The 14,942-nt window shown below is 32.2% G+C and carries 13 protein-coding genes; 11 read left to right on the top strand and 2 right to left on the bottom strand.

Going from position 1 to position 14,942, the window contains the following annotated elements; genetic code table 11:
* Positions 1 to 64: 64 nt before the first annotated feature.
* The 10 genes from V7R38_RS06240 to V7R38_RS06195 all read left to right on the top strand — a co-directional run bounded on the left by V7R38_RS06240 (position 65) and on the right by V7R38_RS06195 (position 11,220).
* Positions 65 to 961 carry a polysaccharide deacetylase family protein gene (locus V7R38_RS06240; RefSeq protein WP_334056735.1) on the top strand — a complete coding sequence of 299 codons (897 nt, stop codon included), beginning with the start codon at positions 65 to 67 and terminating at the stop codon, positions 959 to 961.
* 165 nt (positions 962 to 1,126) lie between these two features.
* On the top strand, positions 1,127 to 1,966 hold the full coding sequence (locus V7R38_RS06235) for a LytR/AlgR family response regulator transcription factor (protein WP_334056733.1): 840 nt from the start codon (positions 1,127 to 1,129) through the stop codon (positions 1,964 to 1,966).
* A gap of 98 nt (positions 1,967 to 2,064) precedes the next feature.
* Positions 2,065 to 2,613 carry a DinB family protein gene (locus V7R38_RS06230; RefSeq protein WP_334056731.1) on the top strand — a complete coding sequence of 183 codons (549 nt, stop codon included), beginning with the start codon at positions 2,065 to 2,067 and terminating at the stop codon, positions 2,611 to 2,613.
* A 218-nt stretch (positions 2,614 to 2,831) separates the two neighbouring features.
* Positions 2,832 to 3,257 carry a GNAT family N-acetyltransferase gene (locus tag V7R38_RS06225; RefSeq protein WP_334056730.1) on the top strand — a complete coding sequence of 142 codons (426 nt, stop codon included), beginning with the start codon at positions 2,832 to 2,834 and terminating at the stop codon, positions 3,255 to 3,257.
* 234 nt (positions 3,258 to 3,491) lie between these two features.
* Positions 3,492 to 4,724 carry a carbohydrate porin gene (locus V7R38_RS06220; RefSeq protein WP_334056728.1) on the top strand — a complete coding sequence of 411 codons (1,233 nt, stop codon included), beginning with the start codon at positions 3,492 to 3,494 and terminating at the stop codon, positions 4,722 to 4,724.
* A 29-nt stretch (positions 4,725 to 4,753) separates the two neighbouring features.
* Complete coding sequence (locus V7R38_RS06215) at positions 4,754 to 6,976, top strand: amidohydrolase family protein (RefSeq protein WP_334056726.1); 2,223 nt, start codon at positions 4,754 to 4,756, stop codon at positions 6,974 to 6,976.
* A 21-nt stretch (positions 6,977 to 6,997) separates the two neighbouring features.
* The gene (locus V7R38_RS06210) at positions 6,998 to 7,711 is read left to right on the top strand and encodes a hypothetical protein (RefSeq protein WP_334056724.1); all 714 of its coding nucleotides are present in this window, start codon (positions 6,998 to 7,000) and stop codon (positions 7,709 to 7,711) included.
* Positions 7,712 to 7,939: 228 nt separating this feature from the next.
* On the top strand, positions 7,940 to 8,632 hold the full coding sequence (locus V7R38_RS06205; RefSeq protein WP_334056722.1) for a hypothetical protein: 693 nt from the start codon (positions 7,940 to 7,942) through the stop codon (positions 8,630 to 8,632).
* 187 nt (positions 8,633 to 8,819) lie between these two features.
* Positions 8,820 to 10,007, top strand: coding sequence for a M24 family metallopeptidase (locus V7R38_RS06200; RefSeq protein WP_334056720.1), 1,188 nt, complete (start codon positions 8,820 to 8,822; stop codon positions 10,005 to 10,007).
* 163 nt (positions 10,008 to 10,170) lie between these two features.
* Positions 10,171 to 11,220, top strand: a complete 1,050-nt coding sequence (locus tag V7R38_RS06195; RefSeq protein ID WP_334056718.1) for a DUF6090 family protein — start codon at positions 10,171 to 10,173, stop codon at positions 11,218 to 11,220.
* Between the two features lie 177 nt (positions 11,221 to 11,397).
* Here the strand turns inward: V7R38_RS06195 and V7R38_RS06190 are convergent, their stop codons facing one another.
* Positions 11,398 to 12,153, bottom strand: a complete 756-nt coding sequence (locus V7R38_RS06190; RefSeq protein WP_334056716.1) for an SOS response-associated peptidase — start codon at positions 12,151 to 12,153, stop codon at positions 11,398 to 11,400.
* A 213-nt stretch (positions 12,154 to 12,366) separates the two neighbouring features.
* Positions 12,367 to 12,759 carry an HU family DNA-binding protein gene (locus tag V7R38_RS06185; RefSeq protein ID WP_334056715.1) on the bottom strand — a complete coding sequence of 131 codons (393 nt, stop codon included), beginning with the start codon at positions 12,757 to 12,759 and terminating at the stop codon, positions 12,367 to 12,369.
* Between the two features lie 829 nt (positions 12,760 to 13,588).
* Here V7R38_RS06185 and V7R38_RS06180 point away from each other — a divergent pair.
* Positions 13,589 to 14,476 carry a sterol desaturase family protein gene (locus tag V7R38_RS06180; protein ID WP_334056713.1) on the top strand — a complete coding sequence of 296 codons (888 nt, stop codon included), beginning with the start codon at positions 13,589 to 13,591 and terminating at the stop codon, positions 14,474 to 14,476.
* Positions 14,477 to 14,942 lie beyond the last annotated feature (466 nt).

Genomic DNA, 14,942 nt, shown 5'->3' with positions numbered 1-14,942 from the left:
GCTAACTTTAATTCTTAAATAAGGCAGCTTTCTTTATCACAATTACACAGCTAAAACGTTAAGAATGACACGTAACTTTATAGTAATTTTTGCATTTATTGCACTTTTGGCCTCATGCAATGAAAAACCTAGCTTTTCTGAGTTCACATATCCTGATGGTAAAACAAAGGCATTAATATTGAGTTATGATGATGGAACTATTCAAGATATGGAACTCGCTAATTTGTTTGATAAATACAACCTTGTTGGAACATTCAATTTAAATTCAAAATACTTAGGAGTAACGAGAGGATGGCCACAAGAAAATGGCGATACTATTTATCAACGCTATGTTCCAAAAGATTCTTTACTCATTATTTATAAAAACCATGAAATTGCAGCACACGGAGCATTACATAAAAATTTTACGGCAATTTCAAAAGAAGAAGTTCTTGAAGAAATTAATACAGATTTAGCTATTTTAGAAAAGCTTACCAATAGAAAAATTATCAGTATGGCCTATCCATTTGGTAGCACAAATGATAGCATTGCCAATTTAATAACTTCTACTGGAATTAAAAACGGACGAACTGTAAATGATACGTATACATTTGATTTTCCAAAAAACTACATGACATGGCATCCAACTTGTCATGATAGTAAGGCGCTCAATTATCTGGATTCTTATTTGGCATTAAATCAGCAACAATTATCAATATTCTATGTTTGGGGCCACTCGTGGGAATTCGGAAACAAGAAAAGATGGGACAACATGGTTGCTTTTTGCGAGAAAATATCAAAATCTAAGGATATCTGGTCTGTAGGCCATGGAGAACTTACCAATTATTTACTGGCAATACAAGATGTTGAAATAACCAATAATCAAATTCTAAATCCTATAGGTAATCAACCTGTCTGGATAAAACTTTCGAGCGGCATTCAGAAACTCAATGCTGGAGAATCTATTAAAATTAAACAATAACTCACAAGTTAGATAACAAACTACTTATTTCAAGCTACTTATTAAAGTCTTTTCCGGCTTTTCATTCGATTTTTATTCATTAAATTAGGTGATTGAAACTCGTAACCAAGCGTAAATAGATAGGTTAGCCCTAAAAAAAATCAAATTAAAATATAGTAATTTCTTATGCAGTGGCTCAACTCACCCTATCCTTTATTACAAAATACTAGATACAAGTGGTTATTTGCCTTATTCTCTGGCATTTTTGTATTTACATTTTTGATTGTTTTTGAACCTTATGGCTCAAGCCGTTTAACAATTGATAAATATTTGTTCTTAGCTGGTTTCGGAGTTGCTGTCTTTTTAGGGGTTTGTGTAACTTATTTTATACTTCCTAAATTATTGCCATGGTTCTTTCGTTCAGAAAGATGGACCATAGGAAGAGAAATACTGTTACAATCCTCTTGTATCTTAATCATAAGTGCTTTTAACGCACTGCATAATTTCTTTTGGTGGGATGATTTAATTCTATTTAACACCTTTCTTAATTTTTTAAAAATAACAATTTCTATAGGGATTTTTCCAATTATAGGTTTAATCTTTTTTACTGAGCGTGCGCTTTCTAAACGTAATATCGAAAAAGCACAATTACTTTCTAATCAACTAACTCCGTCAACTGTAGAAAAAACGTCTGCCGTAAAAATACAAGAAGAAAGTGTAAAAGCACCGCCAATTGTTATGCCAATAACCGAGTTTCTATATGCCCAATCAGAGGGGAATTATGTAACAATATTTCATTTAAAAGATGATGAACTTAAGCATAAACTCATTCGATTATCTTTAAAACAGCTTGAAATACAATTGGGAGATTTTTCTCAAATAAAACGTTGCCATCGTTCCTACCTCATCAATAGGCAGCATATAAAATCTGTTGATGGCAATGCAAGGTCACTTACCATACAACTAGATCATATTGCTACGAATATTCCAGTTTCTAGGGCTTTTTCAAAAGCAGACTTTCACTAGCTTTCCCATTCATCACAAAAGCGACACAGCCATACCAATTCTTTCTAGCACACCGCTTATAAACCTATTTTTGAAGCGTAAAATTTAAAAACAAACTCATGAAAAATCGTATTCACATCATTTTAATCTTAATAGTAGGTACCTTATTATTAAGCAGCGCTGCAAGTTTAAAATCAGACGAAAGAAATTCTACGCTCACATTAAAACTTAATGAAGTAGCATCCTACAGTAATGTTCGAGATACAATAAATGGAAAAGTGTCAGAAGCTTCTGTTGCTTGGCATATGGACCACATTTATTTAATGGTAAATCAGTTGCATAAAGCCCTAAAGTATTCTGATGAAACTAATTATATAGCGGAATCGAATACAACACGTGACTATGTCTTTAATTCTAATACGCTGCCTAGAGGAAGAGTTACTGCACCAGAAGTTGTAAGTCCACCAAAAAATGTAACTCTCAATACCTTACAGAAGCATTATAATGAAGCCCTTGCTACAGCCGAAAAAATGCCTTTGCTTGCAGAAAAGAAGCACTTTAAACATCCCATTCTGGGCACTATGAATAGGGACGAAACTATTCAGTTTCTTAATATTCATACCGAACATCATTTAAAAATTATCCGTGATATTTTAGAGGAGAAATAACATCGTGCAGCATGAATTTACAATCTGAACCAGTTGCATTTATTAAGAAAACCATAGAGTAGAAATCACTAGTACTATCAAATATACCTAATGGATAGTTCTCTACTATTTCCCAAAATACGCACTGGTTTTCTTAATCTGTAAATATTTAGTAAATTGTTTACTTAAACTAGGCAATTAAACGTGCAGAAATATGCTACAGGTAATTTAAGATTGATATGAAAATTGACCTTCTAAAAAAAGCTGACATAAATCCATCGATACAAAATCAAATATCAGATTTGTTCAAACAATTGGGTGGAAACAAAAAACAAGTTCCTTTGAATGAATTGCTTGACGCAAATAACCCTATCACAATTTCCTATTGTAGTACAGACAACAAAATAATAGGCATTGCTCTAATGTGTACCTACAAAGTAATATCAGGAAAAAAAGGGTGGATTGAGGACGTTGTTGTAGATTCAACACATAGAGGCAAAGGCATTGGAAGAAAAATGATGAATAAATTACTTGAAGTCGGAAAAGAAAAAGGGCTATCAGAAATACTTCTTTTCACAGAAGACCATAGAACACCTGCCATAAAACTTTATTCCGACTTGGGTTTTACCCTCAAAAACAGTAAGATTTACACTAAAAAATCATAATAAAACTGAGCAACAACATAAAGTTTATGACTCACTTTTGTACTTAAACATACCCATTCATCCAAAGTATTGGTTATCAACCTTACCTCTAATTCAATATTGATTTCATAATTATTCTTAGATTTTTTTAATCAGTGTAATTTTTTTTACTATTTTAGAATTTTAAAGTTGTAAATAAATATAAATCAGACTATTAAAAACAGAATTTGGACTAAAAATCTATATGATTAGATAATGAATAGAAAATGTCTTTTTGGATTGGTCTTTTTTATAGTAACCTCCACCAGTCTTTATGCTCAAAAATCAGAAAAAGATACGTCAACGAGCAACTTCAAAGGCTTTAGAGACAGAATGTCTAGTAATGGAATATCATTCCAACCTAGATTAACCCTGTTTCAGCAAAATTTTGTTAAAGGTACTAACTCAAATAATTCGGTATTTGCTGGTAAAGCAGATTTAAAAATATTTTTTAATGGTGCTAAAATTGGCCTAAAACGCTTAACACTAGTAACGCAATTAGAACAAAACTTTGGACAATCTTTGAATGGTTCTGGAGGTGTGGCCATTCCTTTAAATACGGCAACTACTTTTCCTGGAATTAGTGGCGCTAATGCATTTGATATTACAAGTTTGTATTTTATATATCAATTTGGTCAAAAGAATACGTTGCTTTTTGGTAAAATTAACGTAATCGACTTAGCTGCATCTTCTCTTTATTCAGGAGGAGCAGGCATAACATCTTTTTGGAACATGAATTTTGCAGCACCTGTATCTGGTATAACACCAGCCTATATTTTTGGAACGGTAGCTTCTATTCACACCAAAGCATTCAAATATACTTTTATGGTATATGACCCTGTAAGTGCTGTAAACACGTCAGGTTTAGAAAGTCCTTTTTCTCAAGGCATTACTTTTTCTGCAGCTATTGAGAAAAAAGTTCAAATTGGTGGCTTGCCAGGATCGCATGCTTTAAAAGCATCTTACAGTACACAAGACGGAACAGATCTCTATGATTTAGGTGATATTTTTTTTCCAACTCCTGGAAGCACTGCAAACTTAGAAGACAGTCGCTATTATTTCAGCTATAGATTTACACAACAACTAGGCAAAATTTCCAATTCAGATAAAGGTTGGGGTTTATTCGGTCAAATAGGTGTTTCAGACGGTAATCCTAATCCTGTCGATTTTGGTGCCCTAATGGGTATAGGAGGTAACAGTTTTTTTAAATCTCGCTCTGAAGATAAATGGGGCCTAGGTATTTATTATTATTCCTTTAGTAGGCCAGTCGATGAATTTTCGGCAGCAAACGGCATACCGCTAAGGAATGAAACTGGTATTGAAATGTTCTATGAATTTCAAATCAATAAATGGCTTTCTCTAGGTGGAAATACACAATATATTGTTCCTTTAGTAAAAAATAATGAAAACGCGATATTCCTTGGTTTAAGAAGTAGTATAGCATTATAACTCAATTTGTATAAATAAAAGATGAAAAAATGAAAAAACAAATAATAACCCTAGGTCTTCTGCTAGTTGCACTTTTTATTGGCTGTGATAGTAAGAAAAACAACTCCGTTACAAATAATACTACTGCAACTATTTATCACAATGGAGATATCATTACCATGGATGGTGAAAAACCAGTATATGTAGATGCTTTGGTGGAAAATGAAGGTAAAATTGCTTTTATTGGTAGTTACGAAGATGCTTTGGAAAACTATGGAAGTGATGCTCAAAAAAATGACTTGAATGGTAAAACGCTTTTACCTGGGTTTATTGATGGTCATGGCCATATTTACAATACGGGTATGCTAGGTATGACAGCCAATATATTACCTGCACCAGATGGGCCTGGTACTGATTTTGATAGCCTTGTTGAGGCCGTGAAAGAATGGACCGAAACAGAGAACGGAAAGTTTATGAGTACTAAAATTGGTTGGATTATGGGTAATGGCTATGATGACTCCCAACTAAAAGAAAAAACGCATCCTACTAGAGAAGTATTAGACAAGATTTCAACTACAGAGCCTGTCATAGTTATCCATCAATCAGGGCATCTTGCTTGCGTAAATACCAAAGCACTAGAGGTTATAGGTTACACCAAAGATTCAAAAGAAATAGAAGGAGGAGTTATTCGAAGAGATAAAAACGGAATGCCTAATGGTGTTTTAGAGGAAGCCGCATTTTTTAATGCACTTCTTCCAATTATTGGAGCGAATTCAGATCAAGAATTGCAATTAAAATCTGTTGAAAAAGGCCAAGAGGCTTATGCCAAATACGGCTATACCACTGCTCAAGATGGTAGAAGTACTCCAGATGTTACAGCAGCATTTAAAGAGGCTGTAGCTCAAAACAAATTTTTTATAGATGTTGTTGCCTACCCAGATATTATTTGGAACAAGGAAGCAGTTACACCAGAATTTTACAAGGAAGACAGAAGCTACACCAATCATTATCGTATTGGAGGTGTAAAACTTACCTTAGATGGTTCACCTCAAGGTAAAACCGCTTGGCTTTCTAAATGCTACCATGTAAATCCAGAAGGTCAAGAAGGATGCTATACAGGTTATCCAATAATGCCAGATGAAAAAGCCATAGAATATGTAACAACTGCCTTTGAAAACAAATGGCAAATTATGGCTCATACAAACGGAGATGCAGCCATCGATCAATTTATCAAAGCCATAGATGCAGCCATTAAGACAAACGGTTACGAAGATCATAGAAGTGTTATGATACATGGACAAACACTTCAAAAAGAACAAATACCAGAATTGACTCGTTTAGATATATATCCTTCGCTCTTTCCTATGCATACCTTTTATTGGGGAGATTGGCATAGAGAATCTGTTTTAGGAGAAGAACGAGCTGCCTATATTTCACCAACTCGAGATGTAGTAGATGCAGGAATGACTATTACATCTCATCATGATGCACCAGTAACATTCCCAAATTCATTGCGCGTTTTAGATGCTACCGTAAACCGCGTTACACGTAGTGGATTTATACTAGGTCCAGATCAAAGATTAACTGCTTACGAAGGACTAAAAACATTAACAGAGTGGGCTGCCATTCAACATTTTGAGGAAGATTATAAGGGAACCTTGGCCGTTGGAAAATTAGCAGATTTCGTGATATTGGATAAGAATCCTTTAAAAATAGATCCACTCACCATTAATACAATTCAAGTTCTAGAAACAATCAAAGAAGGTAAAATAGTATATCAAAAAGAAAATAGGTCTGGTAATTGGAATGAAACTGCGGTTGAAGATGATGTGCAAGATGCATTAGATTATGCAATCCAAAACGTTAGTACTAATGCAAAGTTAAAGCAAGTAATTAGTGCCAAAAAGCAAGTGGTTAAAGGTTTGAATTACGACCTTAAATTCATGCTAAACAATGGAGAAATTTGGTCGGTACTTGTTTACAGAGATCTTGATGGAAATTTAAGCATCACAGAAAAAGCAAAAACAACTATGCCTGGAGGATGGTCTGATACAGAAATTACAGACGATGTAAAAGCAGCTACAAATTACGTACTTTCTAAAATGAACAATGCTTCTAATCTTAAAGAAATAGTATCAGCTAAAAGCCAAGTGGTAAAAGGCATTAATTATCAAGTAACTTTTAGCCTGGAAAACAACACGGTTTGGACGGCTACTGTAAATCGTGATCTTGATGGAAAATATGCAATTATTCAAGAAGCAAAAAAGCAATAAAATAATTAAAACATACAACCAATGCTTAAGAAAATAATACTATTCGTATGTTTAATAGGTGCTTCTGTCTCATTTGCACAGACAGAAGATACTGTAGAAATTGATCCATCAAAACCTACCAACTTATATACACAAATTAATACGTTAGGTGAGTTAAATGCTTATGATGGGTTTAACACCTATGGTACAAGAATCAATTTTCAATATGCGTTCAATCCCGATCATCTTGTTTTGGCTGAAGTTCCGTTATTGTATAATGATGCTACCAGCAAATTTGGTCTTTCAGACATTAGAGTAAGGTATTTTAGGGCAGTTAAAAGAAATATTTCAAAATCAATTATCGCTATTGCACCTTTTGCAGATATAACGATACCAACAGGTTCAGCACAAAATGGTCTTGGTTCTGATACTTGGTCTATAGCTGCAGGTGCTGTAGTTGGAATTGTATTAAATGAAAAACTTTCTCTTTTTCCAGGGGCTAACTACGTGTATTTGACAGCGTCTAAAGAAAGTGGATTGGGCTTACAAACCAATATGAGTTTAAAATTTAACAAACGAACATTTATGTTTGTAAATCCTATGGTTACTTTTTTTGATTTTGAAACCGTTTGGCAAGGTGAATTAAACTTAAATTATATTGTTACACCTAGCAAATTTAAAGTCAATTTAGGTTGGGTTCCAAATTTTACCTATGACATAAATACCATAAGGCTTGGTGCTACATTTTTTATATAATTGTTTCCTTGTGGTTTAAATTAAACCTCAAGGAAGGATAGATAACAAATTCATCGAGAAAAAAACAGAATAAACTACTGGCAAATTCAGAAAATACTGAATAGGTAGTTCTCGTCTACTTAAAATACCTTACCAACTTTATATCTGTGATTTATTTGCTAACTTTAGTACGATAAATATTCAGTACAATCCTAAAATAAACTTTTGGTTGTAGTTAAATTAATAGGAATGAAAAAAATAGTTCTTGCAATAATTCTAAGTTGTTTTATAATAGGCCAAGTTAAAGCGCAATTTGGAAGTAGAGTTTTAAATGATGAGCAATCCAAAGCATCTTTTGTCAAACTTACTTATCATTCAATGAACGACAGTGTTGTAAATGGTTATGGTTTTCCTAACCCCACATCAATTAAACATATTGTTTTTTCAAAAGAACGACCAACCGAAAAGAAGACCAAAGATTGGCAAAGCATTAAAGTAAAATATGCCGAATTTTATTATAATAAACTTGCCATGCAAACCAGATCTGTTTATAACATAAAGTACTCTGAAAAAAAGTTATTTTTAACAGACACATTAAGAGTATATTACATTAAAGGCAAAGGTAGTGGGATCTCAAATGGTTTAGAGGCTTTAAGTTATGAGAACAACAATGTGCGTCTTTATGAACCCATTCGATGGGAAGGGTTCAACGTTTACGCCAAACTGGTTTACATGCAAACAAAAAACGAGGAACCCATAAATAGTAAAACACATTTTTTAAATTACAATAATCAAAAGGCATTTATGCGCTCTAGTAAACGTGTCTTCAAAGGCTGCTCAAAACTTGTTCAAAAAATCAAGAAAGGGGCCTATTTTCCTAAATCCAGAAAAAACTTAAAGCAACTAGCAGATGATTATGAATCTTTATGCATGCTAAACTGATAATCTATCCTGGGATTAAAACTTGGAGCTTATACCACAAAAAAAGCATTGCTAGTTATCGCTTACCTACAAAAGCACTGACCGACTTTCTATCTGTAATTTATTTGCTAACTTAGTACTTGAACATACTATGAACCTTTCAGCAACACGTTAGCGATAATTGAAGCAACGTACTAAAAACTAAAAATTGAGCATACCTAAATTAGAATACAAACAGAGAATAAACGCGGTTAAAGAAAGGATAAAGAAGGAAAACCTGGATACCTTAATCATTTCAGAAGAAGAAGATATTTATTATTTAACCGGTTTAACTTACAAAAGCCTTGAACGATTATTTTTACTGATAATTACAGAAAGTACAGTCAGTTTTATTGTACCAAAAATGGAACTTGCGCATTTAAAAAAGGTTGATCATGTAGATGCTATAAAAAGTTATTGGGAATATCCTGCTCAAAAACCAGAACGTTGGAAAGATGTACTTCTAGACGCCCTAAAAAACAGTACACTTATTGGTATTGGCGCTAAAACACCTTTCGAAATTTCCGCTTTTTTACATTCGGTTCAACTTGATGTTATAGAAAGTCCAATTTTAGAAGAACTACGTTGGGTAAAAAGTAACACTGAAATTGAGCTCATCAAACAAGCATCTAAATATTGTGATCTTAGTATTGAAAACTTAAATAAAAATGCTTATTTCGGAATGTCTGAACTTGAAGTTTTTTCAATAGGACGTGCTATTCAACAAAAAGTAATTAAAGAAACAGTATTTGACTATTTAGCCACAAATATCTTAGTTGCAGCCTGGCCTAGTAGAATTTCTTATCAGCCTCATGGAATACCAAAAGTATCGGATGTATTAGTAGAAGGTTCACATATTAGCCTAGCTTTTTTAAGAGTAAATGGCTATTCTGCAGAATTAGAAAGAACATTTTTTACTAGTAAACCAACCAAAGAACAAGAAGAGGCATTTGAATTAATGATGGAGGCTAGAAGAAGAAGTTATGACGCATTAAAAGCTGGTGTTATTGCAGAAGATGTAGATTTAGCAGCCAAACAATTTTTAATTGACCAAGGATTAAAAGAAAACTTAATGCATAGAACAGGGCATGGAATAGGTTTAGGAAATCATGAAGGTCCTTACTTGGCAGAAGGAGACAAAACAGTGCTAAAAGAAAATATGGTGGTTAGTATTGAACCCGGAATTTATATTGAAGGTGTTGGCGGTTTTAGGCACTCAGATACTGTATTAATAACTAAAAATGGTTATGAAATACTAACCAACTGTCCTGATGATATAAAAAGTTTAACTTTTACAAACCAAAAACCTCTTCAAAAATTAAAAGGTACTATTATTAAAAAAATGTATGGGATATAAGTAACTACGAGTAAAATCAAATATCATTTATTCTTAGTTTTGAACTATTTACCAAAATTAATACAGACGTTAAATGTAGTTTTTATTTGCTAAATTACGTTTTAAAGTATCGCACAAAACTTATAAGAATATGTTATTCTTCATTTCAACTAACCAGTAACCAATGATTAAATTCTTTAGAAAAATTAGACAAAAATTACTTGCAGAAGGTAAAACTGGAAAGTATTTTAAATACGCTATTGGTGAAATTTTTCTCGTTGTTATTGGTATTTTAATTGCCTTATCCATTAATAATTGGAATCAACAAATAGAAGATGAAGCAAAAATTACAAGTATTCTAAAAGAAATTCAAAATGACATCTTAATTGATTTAGAGACGTCTAATATGATTTTTGATTATCATGTATTCACAGATTCGGTTGCAAAAAATATTTTAAACAATAAATACACAGCAGAAGATATTAAAGATATAGATTTTATACCAATAGGATACAATTATCGAGACTTTAAAACAACAACAAACGGTTTTGATAATTTATCAAACAACCTTGATAAAATCCCTGAAAAATACAAACACTTACTTCCAGAGGTTAAAAATTTATATATCAGTCTTAAGACTACTATAGATGTATATAATGTAAAAATAAGAAGCACAGTTTATACCAATGTTGATGATTTAGCTGGTTTTAATTGGTATCAAGATTATTTAAAAAATGAGTTAAATAATGAAGCGATTGACTATTTTTTAAATGACGTAAAATACAAAAACTTGGTTGGCGCATACATGGGATATAGAAGTAATATATTTCAAATTAGTAATGAATATAGAGTAAAAGCTATCGACTTATATTTAGAAATACATAAAGCAATTAATAGTACAACTAAAATTCCAGAAATTGTAAATTACAAAAGCAAATCTTCAAATAATTATATTGGATCTTACAGATTAAAAGAAACTGTAAATCCCGATGGTATCTGGGATGCAAATTTGAAAATTGTAGCCCGAAACGAAGAGTTAGTAATTGTATTTCCTGAGAATAATTTTGAATTAAAATTATTAGCTTATGCCAACAAAACTTTTTTTCCCGATGAACTTTTTTATTCAATAATAACTTTTGACAGCCCAGAGAAAGGGAATTTATATATATCCCAAGGTGTTAATACTTATGCAATTTATGAAAGAATAAAACCTGACTTGGCCAGGCCAAAATAACGAAAGCAAAAAAAAAGATATACCTAATAACTATTATATATTACTAAATCGAAAATATTGGTTTTGTATAAAATACAAGTCAAATAGAAGACTGTTATTTTTAATACTCCTTGCCATCTTATTGAATTCCTTTTTAAACACATAATATACTGCCAAATATTATAGCTACTTATAGTATCATGGAAAAAGCGCATCGCCTAAATTCAATTGTTGCGCATAAGGCACCTTGTCTAAAATAGAAGGTCTATCGCTTATTTTTTTAGAAGAAAACACATCTGTAGATACAGCATAACTCACCAATTCTTGTTGGGTAAAACTGTCTAATACCGTTTTTACCTCAGCTGTGGTGGTTGCCATCAACCAGGTTTCGTAAGTACTAGGATCTAAAATTAACGGCATTCTATAACTGCCTAGAGCATTGGGTTTGTTGTGTATGGCCTTAAAAAAGTCATTGGCCTCAGTAGTAATAATAGAGGCAGCATAGGTAGTGCTATTATTTTCAATAACTTTTGAGTAAATACCTGCAAACGCAAACAACTCATGGTTTTTTTCTTTAAAAAAATAGGGTATTTTCTTTTGAACACCTGCTGCTTCATGAGGTTCAAAAAAGCCATCTGCATAAATAATACAACGTTGCCCTTCTATAAACTGACTGTACAAATCACTTTCAAACAAGCGTTCTCTAGTGGCATTTAACGTATTGGTTTTAGCTAAGAAATCGGTTCTATAGCTTACATCATAGTGGGTAGGCAATACACCCCATTTGGCAAGGGCTATTTGGGTAGATGCCTCTTGTGTGGTAATGGCCAAGTTTTTAGACTCCCAACCATTAAAGTGAAAATAAGGCTGAAACAACTGCGGAGTTGTAAACTCTTTTTTAGTCTTTTTTTCAATGGCCTTGGCCGATTTTGTTAAGGAAGTGTGTACGCACATAGTATATAAAGATATAAAAGTTTGCTGTTTTTTAAAAAAGATGCAAAGGTTTGTAGCTAATGCTTACTAACTTTCTAAAAAACCTTAGCACCTTTTTGTATAAAGCTTACTAGGTTTTTTAATTTCCTTACTAGCTTTTTATGCTAAGTATAGGGCAAAAAAAAACCTCAATAGCAAAAGCTATTGAGGTTTGTACAAAAAAACTACTAAAAATTATGCGCTCTGCACAATTGTAAAATCTACAGTTTTAATATTCAAAGAATTTTTCATTCTTTTATCGGGTCTAAATTTAATACGTACGTTATTTACCAAATTTGCAGACACCTCTTCTGGTGTATCTACGGCTTCAGAATTAATACCTATTTGAAAAGAACCCAGCTTATCTAACTTTACGATTCTACCTTGCTTTAACTCGTCTACTACGTTATGTAGTAAAGATAATATTACAGCATAGCAATCGGCCTCTCTTACCGTACTTTGGTTCGAAACCAAATAGGCTAATCTTTCAAGATCTGTTTTACCTGTTGCTACTACTTGAGCATAATATTTATTATCCGCAGCTCTATCCTGAGGATTTGATTTACTAATTGGCTTTATATTAACCATAAGATTTATAATTTTAAATTACATATCGCATTTGATAATAGGTTGCGATATAGACACCTTCTAAACACGCTTTAAAAACTCTGCACAAATAGGCCCAACCTTATACGTTTTTATAAAGTTTAACTGATAGTATATGAAATACTTACAGGAGTTTTAACTAGAAAAATTAAGTCATAAGTTTACCAATGCAGTATGTGGACTGCTTTTAAAAATTACTATTTAAAATTTGGTAAACGATAAGAAGAATTGTAATTTTATGGTTCGAAAATGAAACTACGCACTTCTTAAAGTGTTACCGGTTTAAAAAAGTCTTAAAGCACATCTTTAAGGCTTTTTTGTTTTTGTAAATATAAAAGGTTGGTTTTGTAAAATAGTTAACAATTGTTAACTCGTTGCCATTATTTTATAAACCGTTTCTCATAACCTATTTGGATATGCCCTTTTTTTTACAAGGGTAAAACTATAAATCATTTTGAATCTTTTGGGGGTAAATTCTTAAAATGTTTAGCAAACTTATCAACAAATTATTGCATTTTTTAAGGGTTTTAACCACTTAAAACACTATAAATCATAAAGTTAAGTCGTAATTTCACCAAAAGCGAATGCGAACGTAGGTATTTCTGCTTATTTTAATATCAAAATACAGAACGTCAAAACCTAGTGCATGTATTTTGTAAAGTAATTGCTGCCACATATAGACTTTTTTTTTGTAAGATGTTTAATCTAAAATAGACTATAATCTAGTAAATGATAAATATCCATTCACACTACAAGATAATTAAAAATACCGACTTTATCAATTGGTGAACTCTTTGTAAATTTGCAATCTGTGGAGAAATATATAGACATTATAAAAAATTCATATTCCAGCTACTGGAACTACCTGAAAAACTCAGTTTTGTTTGAGTTAAATTGGGAGAATTATTTCTATGGCCTAATTATAATTTCTTTAGTGGTTTGGGGTTTAGAAGCCTTGTTTCCTTGGCGTAAAAATCAATCTTTGTTTCGTAAAGATTTTTGGTTAGATACCTTTTACATGTTCTTCAATTTTTTTCTATTGAATTTAATTGTACTTATTGCCCTTTCAAATACAGCCGCTGAATTATTTAATGATGTATTAGGGGTGGTTGGTTTAACTCTAAGTAATTTTCAGTTGTTAGATTTAAATAGCTTGCCTTTTGCCTTGCGTATTTTCATCTTTTTTATTGTGGTTGACTTCACCCAATGGTGGACACACAGACTATTGCATAGAGTGGAGTTTCTATGGAACTTTCACAAAGTACATCACTCTGTAAAAGAAATGGGATTTGCTGCTCACTTACGTTATCATTGGATGGAGCCTGTAGTTTACAATTCGTTACGATATATACCTCTTGCTATTATTGGTGGCTTTTCTGCACAAGATGTGGCTGTTGTTCATTTTTTTAATATCACGATTGGTCATTTAAATCATGCCAATATTAATTGGGATTATGGTTGGTTGAAATACATTTTTAACAATCCTAAAATGCACATCTGGCATCACTCTAAAGAATTGCCAGTAGAACGCAAGTATGGCGTAAATTTCGGATTAACCTTAAGCGTTTGGGATTACCTTTTTAAAACGAATTACATTCCGTATTCTGGAAGAGATATTGAGTTAGGCTTTGAAGGTGATGAACGTTTTCCAAAAAGTTTTGTACAACAAGAATTGTATCCTTTAGGCAAAAAAGACTGATTTTACTATTCTTCATTGCTACTCTGTAGTCACCAATGTTTGTGAATATCCCAAGAAATAGGGAATGAAAGATTGGAAGTGCTGTGCGAAAGCACTAAGCATGGAAATCTAAAAATGAACGTTGTGAAGCAATTTCATAGGGATATTCTTGTTCTTTTGTCTCTTTTGTAACAAGACAAAAGAGAAGTGTAAAATATTTATGCACTTTAAATTATTACATTTTTTTTTCCATTGATAAAAAATGAAACAAAAAAATCTAAACGTATTTTACTATTCTCAAATTCTACTTTTTAATCCATTCAAGTGTCCAGACCGTAAAACTTTTTGGACACTTACCATTCCTTAAAAATTGAATTTTAGCGAATACTAAAAGTATGTCGATTTCCAAGTAATTAAATTAGCTACTTTAAGTAACAAGTTTAAATTTTGAAAATAAAAAGTAAATATAATTTAAGAAATGAAAGAA

Source organism: Polaribacter sp. P097 (assembly GCF_036864555.1).
Taxonomy (GTDB): Bacteria; Bacteroidota; Bacteroidia; order Flavobacteriales; family Flavobacteriaceae; genus Polaribacter.
The sequence above is the reverse complement of the archived record's forward strand: the minus strand, read 5'-3'. Positions and strand labels throughout refer to the sequence as shown.